The 18,141-nt window shown below is 73.1% G+C and carries 17 protein-coding genes; 9 read left to right on the top strand and 8 right to left on the bottom strand.

Annotated elements, in window-relative coordinates; translation table 11 throughout:
* The first annotated feature begins 43 nt into the window (after positions 1–43).
* Both O7607_RS11775 and O7607_RS11770 read left to right on the top strand, forming a co-directional pair.
* A complete protein-coding gene (locus O7607_RS11775; RefSeq protein ID WP_269703126.1) occupies positions 44–526 on the top strand; it encodes a SigE family RNA polymerase sigma factor in 483 nt (160 codons plus the stop codon).
* Positions 526–1,581, top strand: coding sequence for an LCP family protein (locus tag O7607_RS11770; protein ID WP_269703125.1), 1,056 nt, complete (start codon positions 526–528; stop codon positions 1,579–1,581). The genes O7607_RS11775 and O7607_RS11770 overlap by 1 nt, the downstream gene beginning before the upstream one ends.
* Before the next feature lie 12 nt (positions 1,582–1,593).
* Here O7607_RS11770 and O7607_RS11765 read toward each other — a convergent pair whose 3' ends face one another.
* Positions 1,594–1,803: a hypothetical protein gene (locus O7607_RS11765; RefSeq protein WP_018785499.1), complete on the bottom strand. Its 210-nt coding sequence runs from the start codon at positions 1,801–1,803 to the stop codon at positions 1,594–1,596.
* Positions 1,804–1,940: 137 nt separating this feature from the next.
* Here O7607_RS11765 and O7607_RS11760 point away from each other — a divergent pair, with 137 nt between their 5' ends.
* Positions 1,941–2,324, top strand: coding sequence for a phage holin family protein (locus O7607_RS11760; RefSeq protein WP_030500566.1), 384 nt, complete (start codon positions 1,941–1,943; stop codon positions 2,322–2,324).
* Positions 2,325–2,486: 162 nt separating this feature from the next.
* Positions 2,487–3,509, top strand: coding sequence for a class II fructose-bisphosphate aldolase (fbaA, locus tag O7607_RS11755; protein ID WP_269703123.1), 1,023 nt, complete (start codon positions 2,487–2,489; stop codon positions 3,507–3,509).
* Between the two features lie 92 nt (positions 3,510–3,601).
* On the opposite strand, the gene O7607_RS11750 is transcribed toward fbaA, so the two are convergent.
* Positions 3,602–4,813: an LOG family protein gene (locus tag O7607_RS11750; RefSeq protein ID WP_269703122.1), complete on the bottom strand. Its 1,212-nt coding sequence runs from the start codon at positions 4,811–4,813 to the stop codon at positions 3,602–3,604.
* Positions 4,814–5,075: 262 nt separating this feature from the next.
* Between O7607_RS11750 and O7607_RS11745 the strand changes: the two genes are divergently transcribed.
* On the top strand, positions 5,076–5,504 hold the full coding sequence (locus O7607_RS11745) for a DUF3151 domain-containing protein (protein WP_269703120.1): 429 nt from the start codon (positions 5,076–5,078) through the stop codon (positions 5,502–5,504).
* A 50-nt stretch (positions 5,505–5,554) separates the two neighbouring features.
* Here O7607_RS11745 and O7607_RS11740 read toward each other — a convergent pair whose 3' ends face one another.
* Both O7607_RS11740 and O7607_RS11735 read right to left on the bottom strand, forming a co-directional pair.
* A complete protein-coding gene (locus tag O7607_RS11740) occupies positions 5,555–7,492 on the bottom strand; it encodes a MinD/ParA family ATP-binding protein (RefSeq protein WP_269703117.1) in 1,938 nt (645 codons plus the stop codon).
* Positions 7,493–7,566: 74 nt separating this feature from the next.
* Positions 7,567–8,565: a diacylglycerol kinase family protein gene (locus O7607_RS11735; protein ID WP_269703115.1), complete on the bottom strand. Its 999-nt coding sequence runs from the start codon at positions 8,563–8,565 to the stop codon at positions 7,567–7,569.
* A 121-nt stretch (positions 8,566–8,686) separates the two neighbouring features.
* Between O7607_RS11735 and O7607_RS11730 the strand changes: the two genes are divergently transcribed.
* From O7607_RS11730 to purD, 3 genes are all read left to right on the top strand, one after another.
* Positions 8,687–9,976, top strand: coding sequence for an adenylosuccinate synthase (locus tag O7607_RS11730; RefSeq protein WP_120572356.1), 1,290 nt, complete (start codon positions 8,687–8,689; stop codon positions 9,974–9,976).
* 211 nt (positions 9,977–10,187) lie between these two features.
* Positions 10,188–11,117, top strand: coding sequence for a type IV toxin-antitoxin system AbiEi family antitoxin domain-containing protein (locus tag O7607_RS11725; protein WP_269703113.1), 930 nt, complete (start codon positions 10,188–10,190; stop codon positions 11,115–11,117).
* Positions 11,118–11,207: 90 nt separating this feature from the next.
* On the top strand, positions 11,208–12,455 hold the full coding sequence (purD, locus tag O7607_RS11720) for a phosphoribosylamine--glycine ligase (RefSeq protein WP_269703112.1): 1,248 nt from the start codon (positions 11,208–11,210) through the stop codon (positions 12,453–12,455).
* On the opposite strand, the gene O7607_RS11715 is transcribed toward purD, so the two are convergent.
* From O7607_RS11715 to O7607_RS11700, 4 genes are all read right to left on the bottom strand, one after another.
* Positions 12,439–13,926 carry a N,N-dimethylformamidase beta subunit family domain-containing protein gene (locus tag O7607_RS11715; RefSeq protein ID WP_269703111.1) on the bottom strand — a complete coding sequence of 496 codons (1,488 nt, stop codon included), beginning with the start codon at positions 13,924–13,926 and terminating at the stop codon, positions 12,439–12,441. The genes purD and O7607_RS11715 overlap by 17 nt on opposite strands.
* 78 nt (positions 13,927–14,004) lie before the next feature.
* Positions 14,005–15,570, bottom strand: a complete 1,566-nt coding sequence (locus O7607_RS11710) for an AMP-binding protein (RefSeq protein WP_269703110.1) — start codon at positions 15,568–15,570, stop codon at positions 14,005–14,007.
* A 166-nt stretch (positions 15,571–15,736) separates the two neighbouring features.
* On the bottom strand, positions 15,737–16,951 hold the full coding sequence (locus O7607_RS11705; protein WP_269703107.1) for an acyl-CoA dehydrogenase family protein: 1,215 nt from the start codon (positions 16,949–16,951) through the stop codon (positions 15,737–15,739).
* 1 nt (position 16,952) lies between these two features.
* Positions 16,953–17,405, bottom strand: coding sequence for an SCP2 sterol-binding domain-containing protein (locus O7607_RS11700; RefSeq protein WP_013283405.1), 453 nt, complete (start codon positions 17,403–17,405; stop codon positions 16,953–16,955).
* Positions 17,406–17,483: 78 nt separating this feature from the next.
* Between O7607_RS11700 and O7607_RS11695 the strand changes: the two genes are divergently transcribed.
* Positions 17,484–18,125, top strand: a complete 642-nt coding sequence (locus O7607_RS11695; protein ID WP_269703104.1) for a TetR/AcrR family transcriptional regulator — start codon at positions 17,484–17,486, stop codon at positions 18,123–18,125.
* Positions 18,126–18,141: the final 16 nt, after the last annotated feature.

The following is an 18,141-nucleotide window of genomic DNA, read 5'->3' as shown; positions in this document are numbered from 1 at the left end:
CAGCTGCCCGGGACCGTCCATCAATCGGACACCGGGAGGTGCAGTGACGTACGAGGAGTTCGCCGACGCGCGGCTGGGCGCCCTGCTGCGGTACGCGGTCATGCTGACCGGCGACCCACACCAGGCCCAGGACCTGGTGCAGGAGACCATGGTCCGGGTCCAGCTCCACTGGCGGCGGGTGGCTCGCAGCGACGTCCCGGAGCGGTACGTGCGCCGCATGCTCACCAACCAGTTCATCGACTGGCGGCGCGGCTCGTGGGCGCGACGGGTGCTGCTGCGCGGCGAGGCCGACGACTCGGTGCCCGCCACTGCCGACCACGCCCAGTCCACCGTCGACCGGGACCAGATCCGGTCCTGGCTGTCCCGATTGCCCCGGCGGCAGCGCGCCGCCCTGGTGCTGCGCTACTACGAGGACCTGCCGGACGGGGAGATCGCCGAAATCCTCGGCTGCGCCGTGGGCACCGTCCGGTCCAGCATCTCGCGCGCGCTGGCCACCCTCCGAGCCGAACTCGTGGAGGTCTGCTGATGATCGAGGACGAACTGCGGGCCGCGTTCGCCTGCCTCGAGGAGTCCACCCCGCCCGTCGGCCCGGTCCGGGCCGCCGTCGACCGGGCGGTCGTCATGCGCCGTCGGCGCCGTCGGCGCGTACGCCTGGCCGGCACCGCGCTGGCGGTCGCCGCCGTCGCGCTGGTCGGTTTCACCGCGATGGCGCCCCGGCCACCGGCACCCACAGCGGCGCCCCTGCTCGCCACGCCGGAGCCGGAACCCGGCGGCGCGCTGAACGTGCTGCTGCTCGGCGTCGACCAGGACGCCGGCAGCCGCCGTGCCGACTCGATCCTGCTGGTGCACGTGCCGGCCGACCGGAGCCGGCTCTACCTCGTGTCGCTCCCGCGCGACCTGCTGGTGCCGATACCGGCGCGCGGAGGGTCGGAGAAACTCAACGCGACCTTCTCCCGCGCCCCCGGGGCGGGCACCGACCTGGCCGCCGGCTACCGGACGACCCGCCAGGCGGTCGCCCGGCTGACCGGGGTACGCGTCGACGCCGGCGCCGTGCTCACGTACCCGGGGGCACGGGAGCTGACCGACGCGGTCGGCGGCGTACCGGTCTGCCTGCCGGAGTCGGTGCGCTCGGTGCACACCGAGCGACGGTTCCCGGCCGGGTGCCAGCGGCTGGACGGCGCGGCGGCGGTGGACCTGCTGCGGCAGCGGTACGGCCTGCGCGACGGCGGACTGGACCGCGACCGCAACGCGGCGCGCTACGCCGCCGGCCTGCTCCACCAGCTTCGGGAGCAGGGGACGGCGACGGACCCGGCACAACTCGGCCGGCTGCTCCTGCGGGTCGGATCGGCCGTCACGGTCGACACCGGCGACCTGTCGCTGCCGGCGCTGGTGGGCGCGACCAGCCGGGCCGGTGGCGCCGAGCCGGTCGCGCTGAGTCTTCCGGTGCGCATCGCAGAGGAGAAGGGGCACGGATTCGAGCCGGACCCGGCGCTCAGCCCCGGGTTCCTGGACGCGCTGCGGGCCGACCGGCTGGCGGAGTGGGCCGCCGTCCACCCGGCCCAGGCCACCGCCCTGCGGTGACCCGGCGCCGCGTCAGCGGTAGTCGTCCTCGTCAGCGGTGACGACGCGGGCCTGCTCCATGGCGTCCCAGTCGTCGACCTCCATGCCGCGGTGCGGCTCACCGTCGGTGTCGTCGGTCACCGTGGTGGCCTGCTCCACCGCGTCGGCCGGTTCGGCCTCCAGATCCCGCTCCTCCGGGGCGAGGTGGTCACTGGGCGCGAAGTCCTCGTCGGGCTGACCCATCGTCCCTCCCTGATCTCCGTGCGGGCATCGTCCCCACCACCGTACGGGCTGCTCCGGGCCGCCGCTGGGTGGCGGGCGGAACGCGGAGTCGGCGATTGTCCCGCTCCGGGAGCGCGGCCGGTGCCAGGATGGTTGCCATGGGCTTCCTGATCCGACTGGCGATCACCGCGGTCGCGTTGTGGATCGCGACGCTGATCGTGCCCGGGGTGGAGGTGAGCGGCCGCAACACCGGCAACAACGTGCTCACCCTGATCGTGGTGGCACTGGTCTTCGGCGTGGTCAACGCGGTGCTCAAGCCGCTCATCAAGGTGTTCGGCTGCGTGTTCTACCTGCTCACGCTCGGTCTGTTCGCGCTCGTGGTGAACGCGCTGCTGTTCATGCTGACCGACTGGATCGCCGGCGTGCTGAAGCTCCCGTTCCACGTGGACGGCTTCTGGGCCGCCTTCTGGGGCGCCATCGTGGTCGCGGTGGTGAGCTGGCTGATCAGCGTCGTCGTACCGGACCGGCTGGAGAATCGGTGAGCGGCGTCCGGGCCGGTTGCGCCCCGCTCGCGCTCCTGCGGGATACTGCCCGCGGTGGACAGCGCGGTCCGGCGCACCCATGGACGTGAGCGACCGGAACGGTCGCGCCCATGGAAGACAGCGGCCTGCACGGCCGAGAGCGGTAAGTAAGGAGCGTTCGACATGCCCATCGCTTCCCCTGAGGCTTACGCGGAGATGCTGGACCGGGCCAAGGCCGGCCGGTACGCGTACCCCGCGATCAACGTGACCTCCTCGCAGACGCTGAACGCGGCGCTCAAGGGCTTCGCCGATGCGGAGAGCGACGGCATCATCCAGGTCTCCACCGGCGGCGCGGAGTACCTGTCCGGCCCGTCCGTGAAGGACATGGTGACCGGCGCCGTGGCGTTCGCCGCGTACGCGCACGAGGTCGCCAAGAAGTACCCGGTGAACATCGCGCTGCACACCGACCACTGCCCGAAGGACAAGCTGGACAAGTTCGTCCGGCCGCTGATGGCCATCTCGCAGGAGCGCGTCAAGGCCGGCCAGGAGCCGCTGTTCCAGTCGCACATGTGGGACGGCTCGGCCGTGCCGGTGGCGGAGAACCTGGAGATCGCCGAGCAGCTGCTCGCCGAGGCCGCCAAGGGCAAGATCGTCCTCGAGATCGAGGTCGGCGTCGTCGGCGGCGAGGAGGACGGCGTCGAGAACGCCATCAACGACAAGCTCTACACCACCGTCGAGGACGGCCTGGCCATGGTCGACGCGCTCGGCCTGGGCGAGAAGGGCCGCTACATGGCGGCGCTGACCTTCGGCAACGTGCACGGCGTCTACAAGCCGGGCAACGTGAAGCTGCGCCCCGAGGTGCTCAAGCAGATCCAGGACGCGGTCGGCGCCAAGTACGGCAAGGACAAGCCGCTGAGCCTGGTCTTCCACGGCGGCTCCGGCTCGCTGCTGTCGGAGATCCGGGAGGCCCTGGACTACGGCGTGGTGAAGATGAACATCGACACCGACACCCAGTACACCTTCACCCGCCCGGTCGCGGACCACATGTTCCGCAACTACGACGGCGTGCTGAAGGTCGACGGCGAGGTCGGCAACAAGAAGATGTACGACCCGCGCGTCTGGGGCAAGGCCGCCGAGGCCGGCATGGCCGCCCGCGTGGTCGAGGCCTGCGAGCACCTGCGCTCCACCGGCACCACCATGAAGTGACCCCTCGCGGGTAAGGAAGGGCCCCTTGTCAACCACAGTGGTTAACAAGGGGCCCTTCCTCTACCGGAGGCGTTAACAGGGGGCCCTTCCTTTCACTGCACCAGCAGGCGGATGGCGTCGTGCACGTCGTCGGTCAGGTGGATCGTGTGCGACAGGTCGCCGAACGGCGACGCGGCGAACAGCGGCCGCAGCAACGACTCCACCGGCAGCTCGGTGGTCCAGTAGGTGCGGTCCAGGAACACGTACGCCCCGCTCGCCCCGTCGGTGCCGTAGAACGTCTTGGTGGCCGCCTGGAACACCTCCTGCACGGTGCCGGCCTTGCCGGGCGCGAACACGATCCCGCCCCGGGCCAGCCGCAGGATCGTGTCCTCCCGGATGGCGTTGGAGAAGTACTTCGCGATCCGGCCCGCGAACAGGTTCGCCGGCTCGTGGCCGTACAGCCAGGTGGGGATGGCCAGCCCGCCGGAACGGGCCCACTCGGCGCCCGGTGCCGACGGGCGGGGCGAGGGCAGAGACGGGCCGTCCGCGTACCGCTTGCGCACCGCCAGCGCCGCCGCCGTGTACCGGTCGTGGTCGGTGAAGTCCGGCGCGACGGCGAGCACGTCGATCGCGGCGGACAGCTCCTCGGCCGGCCAGGCCGCGAGGAACGCGCCGAGGTTCGCCGCCTCCATCACGCCCGGACCGCCGCCGGTGACCACCAGGCGGTCGGCCCGCGCCAGCTCCCAGCCCAGCACGGCGGCCATCCGGTACGCGACACTGCCGCGCGGCACCGCGTGCCCGCCCATCACCCCGACGACCGACTGCGGCCCGTGCGCGGCCAGCCACGACCGGGTGGCGTCGGCCAGCGCGTTGTCCACGCCGTGGTCGTGCAGTCGCTGCCCGAGCGCCTCGCGTACGTCCGGCAGCGCGCCGCCGTGCGCCCGGAAGTGCGCGTACACCCGGGTGTCGTACATCTCGGCGAACCCGCCCTCGGCGAACCCGGCGGCCAGCTCGTCGGCGGTGTAGAGGTGCGACGGCTGGGTCGGGTAGGGCAGCCCGGAGAACGGCGGGACCACGTTGGCGCCCCGGCGGACCAGATCCGCGCCCACCTCGCGGCCGGCGAACCGGCAGCCCACGAAGAGCGTGCCGGTGACGTCGATCCCGCGCAGGTCGGGTACCGGGTCGAGGTCGAGGCGCAGGCCCTGCACGGTCAGACCGGCCAGGGTTCCCCCGGCCAGCCGCTGCTCGAACGCGGTGCGGGTCTCGATCTCGTTGACGTGGGGCGCGTGCGGCTCGATGACGTCCGCGGGTGGTGGGGTCGGCACCAGGCCATCCTGCCCCCGCACGGCAAGCGCCGAAACCGGGGGCGGGAACGACAGGAGCCCGGCGGGCACGCCGCCGGGCTCCTGCGTAACCGGGTCCTGGGGAGGCTCCGGATCTGTATTTGTAGTGCAAGAACCGCGGCGGCGGCATGGGCCGCGGGTACGTGTGCTCCCGCCGCAGGCGTGACGAAACCCTCAGCCGTTCAGCCAACCGTACGGGCGAGGCCCCTCGCGTACCCGTGGGCGAAGCGGGTTGAATGGGGCGATGCAGAACCTGTTGCCTGAGCCACCGGCCACCCTGCTCCCGGCCCACGAGGAGGCCGACGCCGCGCTGGCGGCGGCGGCCGAGCAGGGCACCGACGAGGCGTACGCCGAGGTCGCGGCCCGATTCCCGACCCACAGCGCGGCGTGGGCCGCGCTGGCCGGCCGCTCGCTCGCCGCGGGTCAGGTCGTGGCGGCGTACGCGTACGCCCGCACCGGTTACCACCGGGGCCTGGACCAGCTGCGCCGCAGCGGCTGGAAGGGTCACGGCCCGGTGCCCTGGTCGCACAAGCCCAACCGGGGCTTCCTCCGCTGCCTCTACGTGCTGTCCCGCGCCGCGGGGGAGATCGGCGAGGCGGACGAGGCGGCCCGGTGCGCCCAGTTCCTCCGCGACTGCGACCCGGCCGCCGGAGACGCGCTCTCCGGCGACTGACCACTGCCGCGACGGCCGGTCCCGATCCGGGGCCGGCCGTCGCGCCCGTCCTACAGTCCCTCCGCCACCGACGCGGCGATCTTCAGCCAGGCGTCCCGGGTGGCGGAGGAGAGCTGCCCGTACCGCAGCGGCTCGCCGGTGTCGATGAGCCGCTCGTACGGCGCCAGCAGCACCGCCCGGGTCCGCGCCGCGAAGTGGGCCTGGATGGCGGGCAGGTCGATCTCCTTGCGTGACGGCGGCATCGAGACCACCGTCACCGCCTGCCGCACCAGCCGCTGCCGGCCGCTCTGCTCCAGGTGGTCGAGCATCCGGGCGGCGGTCTCGGCCGAGTCGTTACGGGCCGACATGGTCACCACGAGCTGGTCGGTGGCGTCCATGGCGGCCTGCCAGTTCTGCGCCCGGACGTTGTTCCCGGTGTCCACGAAGATCAGCTTGTAGAAGCGGCTGACCACCTCACGGATCTCCGCGAACGCGGCGGCGGTGAGCATCTCGCCGCCGGTCGCGGACTCGTCCGAGGCGAGCACGTCGAACATGCCCTCGCCCTGCGAGCGGACGTACTGCGAGAGGTCGCCGACCCGGCCGTGCGGCCCCTGGAACTGGGCCAGGTCGCGCAGCATGTCCCGCACCGTACGGGCGTGGAAGTCCTGCTGCGCCCGCATGCCGAGGGTGCCCTGGGTCTCGTTGTTGTCCCAGGCCAGCACGTACCCGCCGCGTTTCTGGCCGAACGTCATGGCGAGCAGCAGGATCGCCACCGTCTTGCCGGCGCCGCCCTTCGGGTTGACCACCGTCACCTGGCGCAGCCCGCCGAAGTTGCGGCGGACCATCTCGATGTCGCGCTTCATCTCCTGCTCGTGCCGCCCGGGCGCGAGCCGGACCAGCCCGATCTTATTGACCACCGCGCGTACGCCCATGGTGGCCACCGGGTCGACCGGCCGGGCCTGGCGGCGGCGGGCGAAGTCCTCGGCGGTCGGGGGCACCGCCTGCTGCGGCGTCCAGCCCTGCTCCGGGTGGGCCGGGGGCTGATGCGCCGGCGGGGGTGCCACCGGGCCGGACACGGGCGCCTGCGGGGGCATCGGAGCGCCCGGCTGTGGCACGCCGGCCTGGGGCGTCCAGCCGGTCGGCGGGTACCAGCCGGGCTGGCCAGGTTGCGGCTGATACCCGGGCTGGCCGGGTTGTGGCTGGTAGCCGGGCGGCGGGTAGCCGTTGCCGTAGGGGGACGGCTGTGCCGGCACGCCCGGCGACGGCGGGAACGGCCCGAGGCGCGGCGGCTCCGGCGCGGGACCGCCGGGCCCTGTCGCTCCGGAGCCGGTGTCCGGCGACGGCGGGGCCGGCGTACCGGCGACAGTGGCCCGGCCCGCGACGGTGCCGTCGGTGGGGAGGGCGTCGGACGGTGCGGGCGGTACCGCGGTGACAGCGGCGCGGCCGGAAACCGTGCCGTCTTCGGAGCGAGCGTCGGACGGCGACGGCGACGGCGACGGCACGGTGGCGCGGCCGGACGCGGTGCCGTCGGCCTCCGCTGCCTCGGGCTCCGCGGCCGTGGCGTCGGCGGGGACCGGCGTGGTGGTGGAGTCCGACCCGGCCCGCTGCGGCGGCTGTGCCCACGGCGAGGTGGCCCGTCCGTTCCCGGCGCCCTCGTCGTCCGCGTCGGAGGTCTCCCGGGCGGCGGTCGTGTCCGGGGCGGGCGTGGTCGTCGGTGCCGGCTGGGCCGGTGACGGGCCGGACGTCGCCTGGTCGAGCGTGAACGGCAGGTCCAGGTCGACCGCGGGCGCCGGCGGCGTCGGAACGTCCGCCGCCGGTGGTGCCGGGACGTCCGCCGCCGGCGGTGTCGGAGCGTCGGCCGACGGGAGCGGCCAGGGCACCGACGCCCACGGCGGGATCGTGGCCGCCGCCGCGTCGGTCTCCTCCGGCGGCCAGAGCGGCTCGACGTCCCGCTGCGGCACCTGCGGCCGGCCCGGTACGTGGGCCCGGTCGTCGTTCTCGTGCACCACGGTTCCTCCCCATTCCTTCCGCCGAGGATAGGCGGTCCGGCCAGCGCCGCGAGCCGGGAGGGAATCGACCGAGGTCAGCCCGTCCAGACCGCCCAGGCGCCCGGCTCGGTCCACCAGGAGCGCTTGCGGCTCAGCTCGCCCTCGACGCCGTCGTCGAGGAAGGGCACCTTCTCGTCGCGGGGCACCACCGCCACCGCACGGCCCCGCGCCCGGCGCACCTCCAGCCGGACCTTCTTCCGGCCCAACGCCGACCGGCTCACCACCGGTACGGCGACGCCCACCGTCACCCGGCCGTCGGCCGGATCCGGACCGCCCAGCAGGTCCACCTCACCCAGGCGCGCGTACCCGCCCGCGTTGCCGATCGCGCACGCCGTGATCGGCTCGGAACCGTCGCTGAGCACCGTGCCGTCGACCTCGACCCGGGCCCGCCAGTGCAGCGGGCGGCCGGCGTCGTCGGCGGCGCCGAGCAGCGCGCCGTCCAGCGTCACCGAGCCGCCGTCGTTGCGCAGCAGGTCCAGCCGCCGGGCGGTGCCGTCCAGCACCGCGGCGGCCACACCCGCCGGATCCCGGGGCAGCCCGAGCTGCGCGGCCAGGTCCCGCGCCGTCCCGGACCGGGCCGGATCGAGCGGGAGTACGCCCACCGGGGGCAGGTCGGGCACCGTACGGTTGTCGGCCAGGTCCGCGGGGCGGCGGCTCGGCGGCGGAGCGTACCGGCGGACCAGCCGGCGCAGGACGGCGCGCAACTGGCCGTCACTCGCCGTGGCGACGACCAGCCGGGTCTTGCCGTCGGAGTCGGGCCAGGTGAGGCCGTCGGCGCGCGGCGGGCCGTCGAGCCGGGCCAGCACCTCGTCGATCTCCCGGTCCGATCGCGCGGTCACCGTGGTCACCCGGGCGCCGCGGGCGGTCAGCTCGTCCGCGCAGGCCAGCACCGGTACGCGCGGCGTCTCGCAGCGCTCCTCGCCGCTCTCGGCAGCGGTGTCGTCCGCGCCGCCGCAGCAGGCGCCGCCGCTGCCGCAGCCACCACCGGGAGCGTCCCGGTCCGAGCCGAGGGTGAGCAGCACCACGTCGTACACGAAGGAGCCTCCTGCTTCTCGACCAACCCCTGCTGGTCCCACCGTCACTACTTGTTAGCCTGACACCCCGGGCTCGCTGACCGGTCGCCACCTGGCACCCGAGCCTTCTGGAGGCGAGAAGATGCCAGCGATCGTGCTGCTCGGCGCCCAGTGGGGCGACGAGGGCAAGGGCAAGGTTACCGACCTGCTGGGTGAGCGGGTCGACTACGTCGTGCGCTACTCCGGCGGCAACAACGCAGGCCACACGGTGATCACGCCGGACGGCCAGAAGTACGCGCTGCACCTCATGCCGTCGGGTGCGCTGTCACCGAGCGCGATGATCGTGATCGGCAACGGCGTGGTGGTCGACCCGAAGGTGCTGCTGCAGGAGATCGACGGCCTCGCCGAGCGCGGCGTGGACGTGTCCCGCCTGCGCATCTCCGGTGACGCACACCTGATCATGCCGCACCACCGGGCGCTGGACCGGGTGGTGGAGCGCTACCTCGGCAGCTCCCGCATCGGCACCACCGGCCGGGGCATCGGCCCCGCGTACGGCGACAAGGTCGCCCGGATGGGCATCCGCCTGCAGGACCTGCTCGACCCGGGCATCCTGCGCAAGAAGCTGGAACTGGCGCTCCGCGAGAAGAACCAGCTGCTGTTCAAGATCTACAACCGCAAGGCGATCGACGTCGAGGAGACCGTCGAGGAGTACCTCCAGTACGCCGAGCGGCTGCGCCCGTACATCGCCGAGACCCGGGTGATGCTCTGGGACGCGCTCGACCGCGGCGAGACCGTGCTGCTGGAGGGCGCCCAGGCCACCATGCTCGACATGGACCACGGCACCTACCCCTTCGTCACCTCGTCGAATCCGACGGCCGGCGGGGCGTGCGTGGGCGCGGGCATCCCGCCGACCGCGATCACCAAGGTCATCGCGGTGAGCAAGGCGTACACGACGCGGGTGGGTTCCGGCCCGTTCCCGACCGAGCTGTTCGACGACAACGGCCAGCACCTGCGCAAGGTCGGCCACGAGTACGGCACCACCACCGGCCGGGAGCGCCGCTGCGGCTGGTTCGACGCCGTGGTGGCCCGGTACGCCTGCCGCCTCAACGGCGTCACCGACCTGGTGGTCACGAAGCTGGACGTGCTGACCGGCCTCGCGAAGGTGCCGATCTGCGTCGGGTACGAGATCAACGGTGAGCGCTTCGACGACATGCCGATGACGCAGACCGACTTCCACCACGCCACGCCGATCTACGAAGAGCTCGACGGCTGGTGGGAGGACATCACCAAGGCGCGCACCGAGGACGAGCTCCCGGAGAACGCGCGGCGCTACATCGCCCGCATCGAGGAGCTGACCGGCACCCGGGTGAGCGTGGTAGGCGTAGGCCCAGGCCGAGAGGAAAACGTCCTCCGCCACCCCCTCCTCCCCTAACCCCCACCCCGTCCCCACCCCCCGGGGCCCCCGGTCCCCGCCCGGACCCACCCGGTTGATCATGAAGTTGACGGCCGTTTTGTAGATCCACATTGCCGCTAACTTCATGATCAACGGGGCGACGGCGAAGGCCGGTCGGGGTTGTCCACAGGGTTGGGTGGGTTATCCACAGGGGTCTCGCGTGGGTGGGGTGCGCGGGGACGCTCGGTGGGTGGAACGGGCTTGGGTGATCCGGCAGATCGCGAGTGACCAGGGTGGCGTCGTCACCCGTGCACAGGCGCTCCGGGCCGGCTTCAGCCGGCACGAGATCGACAATCTTCTCACCTCGCGTCGGTGGCGGCGGCTGGCTCGCGCGACGTACGCCGTCGACCGCCCCGGACCCGACGGCGCGGAGCGACGCCGTCAGATCCGGGCGGCGGTCCTGTCGCTGGGTCCGGAGGCGCACGCCGTTCTCGGCACGGCAGCCGAGCTGCACGGAATCGCGGGGCTGCCGAGGACGGGCACGATTCACGTCGCGGTGCCGGGGCACGCGGCGCGGCCGGCCCGTGTCAGGGATCCCGCCGTGGCGTTGCACCAGTTCGAGCATCCCGAGCAGGCGCTGACGACTGTCGACGGCATTCCGGTGACGGCTTCCACGCACACGCTCGCGGAACTCGTCCTCCGGGTACGTCGCTACGTCGCGGTGGCCCTGCTCGACTCGGCGCTCAACCAGGGACGGATCAGTGAGGACGAGTTCGCGGCCATCCCCGCCCTGATCGCGGGCCGCCGGGGCGTGGTGAACGCACGTCGTTACCTGGCCGAGGCGAACGGCGGCGCCCAGTCGCCGCTGGAGACGCGTACCCGTCTCCGGTGCGTCGACGGCGGCGTCCCGCCGGACGCACTCCAGGTCGAGGTGCGGGACGCCGACGGCTACCTGCTCGGCATCGGCGACATGGGCTGGCGGACCGCCCGGGTGATCGCCGAGGCGGACGGAAGTGGTCCGCACTCCACGCCCGATGCGCTATTCGACGACAGGCAGCGGCAGAACCGCCTGACAAATGCCGGCTGGACCGTCCTCAGGTTCACCTGGCCCGACACCCTCCGTCCCGACTACATCCCCCAGGTGATCCGCCAGGCACTGGCCGCGAGGACCCGGCGTTGACCATGAAGTTGACGGCGATGTCGATCTCACATCCTGCCGTCAACTTCATGATCGACGGGGTGGGGTGGGGCGGTCAGTAGGATGCCGGTCGTGCGCGTACTTCTTGTGGGTGGTGGTGGGCGGGAGCACGCTCTCGCGCTCGGACTCGCCGGGGATCCGGCCGTCGAGGCGCTGTTCGCGGCTCCGGGGAATCCGGGGATCGGCGAGGTCGCCTCGCTTCGGGAGGTGACACCCACCGACCCGGCGGCAGTGGCGGCCCTCGCCGTCGAGGTCGCGGCCGACCTGGTGGTCATCGGGCCGGAGGCGCCGCTGGTGGCGGGCGTCGCCGACGCGGTACGCGCCAAGGGCATCGCCGTGTTCGGCCCGAGCGCGGAGGCGGCCCGGCTGGAGGGCTCGAAGACGTTCGCCAAGGACGTGATGACCGCTGCCGGTGTGCCGACCGCCCGCGCGTACACCTGCGAGGACGCGTCGGCGGTGGCGCGCGCGCTCGACGAGTTCGGGGCGCCGTACGTGGTGAAGGACGACGGGCTCGCCGCCGGCAAGGGCGTGGTGGTCACCGACGACCGGGCGGCTGCCGAGCGGCACGCCGCGGAGTGCGGCCGGGTGGTGATCGAGGAGTACCTGTCCGGACCCGAGGTCTCCCTGTTCGTGGTCACCGACGGCGAGGCGGCGGTGCCGCTGCTGCCCGCACAGGACTTCAAGCGCGTCGGTGACGGCGACACCGGCCCGAACACCGGCGGCATGGGCGCGTACGCGCCGTTGCCGTGGGCCCCGCCCGGCCTGGTCGACGACGTGATGCGCGACGTGGTGCACCCGACGCTGGCGGAGTTGCGCCGCCGGGGCACGCCGTTCGCCGGCCTGCTCTACGTGGGCCTGGCCATCACGCCGTCCGGCCCGCGGGTGATCGAGTTCAACGCGCGCTTCGGCGACCCGGAGACGCAGGTCGTGCTCGCCCTGCTGGAGACGCCGCTGGGTGGGCTGCTGCACGCCGCCGCCACCGGCACGCTCGGCGCGCACCCGCCGCTGGGCTGGCGCGACGGTGCGGCGGTCACGGTCGTGGTGGCGGCTGACGGCTATCCGGCGGGCCCGCGTACCGGTGATGTGATCACCGGCGCGGACCGCGCCGGGATCATCCACGCCGGGACCCGCCGGGACGCCGACGGCACGTTGCGGTCCGCCGGCGGCCGGGTCCTCTGCGGTACGGCGACCGGGCCGGACCTGGCCGCCGCGCGCGACGCCGCCTACGCCCTGGTACGCGACGTGGAGCTGGCCGGTTCCCACCACCGCACCGACATCGCGGCGGCGGCTGTGGACGGCCGGATCACGATCCCGGGCTGACCGGCCCGACCATCCGGTCGAGCACGTTCGCCGTGGCCCGCTCGATGCGCGGGTCACGGTGCCCCTGCCGGTCCAGTGCCAGGGTCCAGCCGAGCGTGCCGCTGGCAAAGACGACAGCTCCGCGTGTCGTCTCGTGGACGTGGCTGCTCTGGAGTCGCCGCCCGCCCTGCTGGGCCGGGTACGGCGACGAGCTGAGCGTGGTCCCGGCGGGCCGGGGGAGGGCGGCGTGCAGCCCGTCCGCCTCGCCCGCGACCACGCCCGGGATGCGGTCGCCGTCGGCGACGCCGGTGCCGGCCCACACCCAGTGGTCGGCGGCGCGCACCACGAGCGGCTGCGGGGTCAGCACGATGCCGTTGTACTGCACGCCGAGCAGCGCCTGCTCCGGCCGGTCCAGGTCGCGCCAGGTCACCGTCGGGTCGCCGGTGCCGGCGCCCGGGTCGGGCAGTGTCTTGGCGCACTCGACGACGCGTTCGGGGCGGCCGTCGGCGGCGGGGCGTACGCGGGCGTGCCAGTAGACGCTGTTCGCGCCGAGGAACGCGAGGCTGGTGCCGCCGTCCAGGCCGACCTCGGTGGCGCTGCGCATCTCGGCCGACCAGTACTCGTCGTGCCCGCAGAACACCAGACCCCGGTACCGGGCCGGGGCGAGTCGCCCGGAGTGCAGGTCGAAGCTGGTGGCGTAGCTGACGTCGTAGCGGTTGCGTTCCAGCCACCGGACCGCTGCCTCGTCGCGGTCGAAGTGGGTGGGCAGGCCCGCGTCGGCGTACGGGCGGTCGAACGAGACGGCGCGCGCCCGCAGCGCCGGGTCGCGCCGCCCACTGGGCCGGTAGCCGTTGTAGAGGCTCTTGCCGACCCGCCGGTCGCGCGGCCACTGGTTGTACGCCTGCCAGGTGGTCACCGGCAGCACCACGCAGAGCGCGGCCGGGCGCCTGTCGTCACGCACCACGAACGGCGTGCAGGCCCGCCAGCCGCCGGCCGAGGTGAAGACCGCCTGGTAGAGGCCGGAGGTCCAGCCGTGCGGGACGGGCAGGCGCCAGGACACCGGCCACCGGCAGTCGAGCACACCTTCCGGGTCGGCGACCGGAACCGGCTGCGGCTTGCCGCTCAGCTCGGGGCTGGTCAGCATCGTGCGGGCGCCCGCGCCGCCGTACCAGCCGATGCGGTGCACGCTGATCCGGAACCGGCCGCCAGGGTTGACCGCGACGTGGAAATCGATCACCTCGCCGGGGGCGACGCTCGTCGTCGAGGCGTACCCCTGGATCTGACGCCGCCTGTCGTCGGCGGCCGGGCCGCCGTGCGCGGGCCACCACGGCTCGCCGGCGGCGCGGTTCTCCCGTTCGACGGGCGGAACCGGCCACCGGGTGGGTGCGTCGTCGGGCCGGCTGCCGTGGACCGGCTCGAACGAGCCGAGCGCGGCGGCGGACGCGCCGCCGACGAAAAGGCCGAGCGCGGTACGCCGCCGAAACCGGTCCATTGTGGTGCTCCCCGTTGTCCCCGTCCGATCGGGGGAGAACGTAGCACCGGGCGGTCAGGGCTGTCTGTCCGATGTCGATCAGTCGAAGTAGCGGCGCAGCTCCCGGGTGAGCACCTTGCCGGTGGCGTTGCGCGGCAGGTATTTCACGAACACCACGTCGCGGGGCACGGAGAAGCGGGCCAGGTAGCGGCGGACGTACTCGCGGACCGCCTCCGGGTCGAGCGTCTCGCCGGTGTGCAGCGCCAGGAACGCGGCCAGCCGCTGGCCGTAGTCGGGGTCCGGTACGCCGATCACGGCGACCTCGCGGACCTGCGGCAACCGGGCGATCAGATCCTCCACCTCGGACGGGAAGACGTTCTCCCCACCCGAGACGATCATGTCGTCCGCCCGGCCGTCGACGAAGAGCAGCCCGTCGGCGTTCAGCCGGCCCAGGTCGCCGGTGTCGAGCAGGCCGTCGCGGCTCTCCCGGCCGGCGCCCGAGGTGTAGCCCTCGAACAGCATCTCGTTGCCCACGAAGATCCGCCCGACCTCGCCGTCGCGGACCGGCCGACCGGTCTCGTCCAGGATGGCCAGCCGGGTGCCGTGCGGCGGCCGGCCGGCGGTGGTGGGCGCGGCGCGCAGCTCGCGCGGGCCGGCGATGGAGGCCCAGGAGACCTCGGTCGAGCCGTACAGGTTGTAGAGCACGTCGCCGTACCGGTCCATGAACGCGACGGCCAGGTTGCCGGGCAGCGCGGAACCGCTGACCGCCACCACCTTGAGCGCCGGCCGGGGCTGCGGCGGCGCCACCTCCATCAGTCGTTGCAGCATCACCGGTACGGCGAACATCGCGTCGCACCGCTGGTCGACCAGCGCGGCGAGCGTGGCCGCCGGGTCGAAGCGGCGATGCAGCACGACTGTGGCGCGCAGCGCGAACGAGACCTGAAGGGCGGCGTACCCCCAGGTGTGGAAGACCGGCGCGGCGATCATCACGGTGTTCTTCGCGTGCAGCGGGATGCGGTCGATGATGGACACCAGCGGGCCGAAGCCGTGCGGGGTGGGCCGCCGGGCGCCCTTGGGCGCGCCGGTGGTGCCGGAGGTCAGCACTATGGTGCGGCCCTCGCGCTCCGGCGGCTGGAGCTTCTCGCCAGGGACCGCGGCGGCGATCAGCTCCTCCTGCCGCCGCTCGTCGACCCGGTACAGCTCGGCCGGGAGGCCGAGGACGCGCTCGGTGAACTCGCCGTCGTGCACGAGGACGCGCAGGCCCTGTTCCTCGGCCACGGTCACCAGTTGCGCGGCGGACAGCCCGGTGTTGACCAGGACGGCGTCCGCGCCGAGCAGCATCGTGGCCACTATCGCCTCGATCAGGCCGTGATGGTTGCGGCAGAGCACCCCCACCCGGTCGCCGGTCTGGACGCCGAGGTGGGACCGCAGCGACCGGGCCAGCCGCTCGGAGCGGTCGAGCAGTTCCTGGTACGTCATTGTGGCGCCGCGGTCGTCGACCACGGCGACGCGGCCGGGGTCGCGGGCGGCGGCCTGGCGCAGCTCCCCGGCGAGGCTCCAGCCCCACCGGCGCAGCGCGTTCAGCTGGGAGACCACCCGGATCGGTCCGCCCGGGGCGAGCAGTCCACGTCGGGTCAGCGTGGCGGCGATGAACGGCAGGTCCACGGCGCAACTCCTTCGCGTTCGTGGTTCGTCGACCAGGCTCCGGACGGTCGGCCGTCCGGTTCGGCGTGATCTTGTGCCCGATCGCGGTTCGGGTCGGCCCGGGAGCGGCGGCCCGGCCCGCGACGACTCTCGTGCCGTCACGGGTCGGGCCGCGGCCCGCCGGCGGTCAGCGGATCTGCATCCCGGAGATGGCCCGGGAGATGACCAGCCGCTGGATCTCGGAGGTGCCTTCGAAGATGGTGTAGATCTTGGCGTCGCGGTACCACCGCTCGACCGGGTGGTCGCGCAGGAAGCCGGCGCCGCCGAGGAGCTGGACCGCCTTGTCGGTCACCGAGACGGCCACCTCGCCGGCCTTGAGCTTGGACATCGAGCCCTCTCCGGCGGTGAACGGCCGGTTGTTGCGGCCCATCCAGGAGGCGCGCCAGACCAGCAGCCGGGCCGCGTCGATCTCCATCTTCATGTCGGCGAGCGCGAACGCGACCGCCTGGTTCTCGATGATCGGCCGTCCGAACTGGACCCGCTCCTTGGCGTAGTCCAGGGCGTACTCGTAGGCGGCGCGGGCCACGCCGAGCGCCTGCGCGCCGACCGTCGGACGGGACAGTTCGAACGTCCGCATCGCCGCCTGGCCGGAGGCGCGCTGCCCGGACCGGGCGCGGGCCAGGCGCTCGTCGAGCGCGTCCTTGCCGCCGAGCAGGCAGCGGCCGGGCACCCGGACGTCGTCGAGGAAGACGTCGGCGGTGTGCGAGGCGCGCAGGCCCAGCTTGCGCAGCTTGCGGGTGGCGGCCAGACCGGGCGTGCCCGGCGGTACGACGAACGCGGCCTGCCCGCGCGAGCCCATCTCGGGGTCGATCGAGGCGGTCACCACGTGCACGCCGGCGATGCCGCCGTTCGTGGCGTACGCCTTCTGCCCGTTGAGCACCCACTCGTCGGTGGCCTCGTCGTAGACGGCGCGGGTACGCATCGAGCCGACGTCGGAGCCGGCTTCCGGCTCACTCGTGCAGAACGCGGCGACGGCCGGGGAGTCGACGTCGCCGAAGCACTGCGGCACCCACTCGACGAGCTGGTCGGGGGTGCCGGCGCCGTAGATCGCGGCGACCGCGAGGGAGGTGCCGAAGATGCTCAGGCCGATGCCGGCGTCACCCCAGAAGAGTTCCTCGCTGGCGATCGGCAGGGAGAGGCCGGTGGGGTCGGCCCAGCAGGTGGCGAGGAACTCGAACCCGTACAGGCCGACCTTCGCGGCCTCCTGGATGATCGGCCAGGGGGTCTCCTCCCGGGCGTCCCACTCGGCCGCGGCCGGGCGCACGACCTCGGCTGCGAAGCCGTGCACCCAGTCGCGAAGGTCCCGCTGTTCCTCGTTCAGGTCGAGCGAGAACTCGGCCATGTCAGGCCTTGGGGATGTCGAACAGGTTGGCGATGTTGGCGGCCAGGCCCAGGTCGCCCTTGGCCTTCAGCTTGCCGGTCATGAACATCATCACCGGGTTGGCGCCACCGGAGACGATCTTCAGGAACTCGACCGGGCCCATGGTGAGGCTCAGCTTCGGGTCACGGGTCGCGGTCTCCGAGACGGTGCAGGTGCCGTTCTCGATGACGATCTCGTAGGTGTCGGTGCCACCGTCCGGACGGCCGGTGATGTTCCAGTGGATGACCGCGTTGGTGGCACCGGCGCGGTCGGCGCGGAACAGCGTGGGCATCCGGTTGAAGACCTCGCTGAGGATCTTGCCGCGCGCCTCACCGGACATGATCTCGTTGATCTTGGCGTCCGGCGTGGACTTGACCAGCTGCGCGAACTCCTTCGGGCCGACGTTCGCGAAGTTGGCCGGGTCGAAGTCAGTCATGGGGGATTGCACCTCTCGGGCGGGGCCACTTTGGTTACTCTGGCGTAACCTTACGCACGGGTAGGTATGCTCGCAAGGGTGTCCAGCACGCCGACCTTCAAGCGCCTCCCCCGGGCCGTACGCGAGCAGCAGATGCTCGACGCGGCGGTGAAGGTGTTCTCCCGCCGCGGCTTCCACGCCGCCAGCATGGACGAGATCGCCGACGACGCCGGCATCTCCAAGCCGATGGTCTACGCCTACCTCGGCACCAAGGAGGAACTCTTCATCGCCTGCCTGCACCGGGAGAGCACCCGGATGATGGAGGCGATCGCCGGCGCCGCCGCCCCCGACCTGCCCGCCGACGAGCGGCTCTGGCGCGGGCTGCGCGCGTTCTTCGGCTTCGTCGGCGCACACCGCGACGGCTGGGCGGTGCTCTACCGGCAGGCCCGCGGCTCCCAGCCGTTCGCCACCGAACTCGCCGCCATGCGCGGCCGGCTGGTCGAGGTGGTCGCCGGAATGCTCGACCACGCGCTGCGGGCCGAGGGGCGCGAGGTCGGCGCGACCGACCTGGAGGTCGTCTCGTACGCCCTGGTCGGGGCCACCGAGTCGCTCGCCGACTGGCTGGCCGACCATCCGGAGGCGGACGCGGAGAAGACTGCGACCCGGATGATGAACGCCGCCTGGCTGGGCGCCGGCCAACTGCTGCGTGGCGTTACGTGGCACCCGCCGGGTGCGGGGTAAGGAAGGGCCCCTTATT

The sequence above is a fragment of the Micromonospora sp. WMMA1949 genome, assembly GCF_027460145.1.
GTDB lineage: Bacteria > Actinomycetota > Actinomycetes > Mycobacteriales > Micromonosporaceae > Micromonospora.
The sequence above is the reverse complement of the archived record's forward strand: the minus strand, read 5'-3'. Positions and strand labels throughout refer to the sequence as shown.

Excerpts from the sequence above, each read along its gene's own strand:
- O7607_RS11770 (WP_269703125.1), top strand. The coding sequence starts at position 526 with ATGATCGAGGACGAACTGCGGGCCGCGTTCGCCTGCCTCGAGGAGTCC.
- O7607_RS11765 (WP_018785499.1), bottom strand. The coding sequence starts at position 1,803 with ATGGGTCAGCCCGACGAGGACTTCGCGCCCAGTGACCACCTCGCCCCG.
- O7607_RS11760 (WP_030500566.1), top strand. The coding sequence starts at position 1,941 with ATGGGCTTCCTGATCCGACTGGCGATCACCGCGGTCGCGTTGTGGATC.
- fbaA (WP_269703123.1), top strand. The coding sequence starts at position 2,487 with ATGCCCATCGCTTCCCCTGAGGCTTACGCGGAGATGCTGGACCGGGCC.
- O7607_RS11745 (WP_269703120.1), top strand. The coding sequence starts at position 5,076 with ATGCAGAACCTGTTGCCTGAGCCACCGGCCACCCTGCTCCCGGCCCAC.
- O7607_RS11730 (WP_120572356.1), top strand. The coding sequence starts at position 8,687 with ATGCCAGCGATCGTGCTGCTCGGCGCCCAGTGGGGCGACGAGGGCAAG.
- O7607_RS11715 (WP_269703111.1), bottom strand. The coding sequence starts at position 13,926 with ATGGACCGGTTTCGGCGGCGTACCGCGCTCGGCCTTTTCGTCGGCGGC.
- O7607_RS11705 (WP_269703107.1), bottom strand. The coding sequence starts at position 16,951 with ATGGCCGAGTTCTCGCTCGACCTGAACGAGGAACAGCGGGACCTTCGC.
- O7607_RS11700 (WP_013283405.1), bottom strand. The coding sequence starts at position 17,405 with ATGACTGACTTCGACCCGGCCAACTTCGCGAACGTCGGCCCGAAGGAG.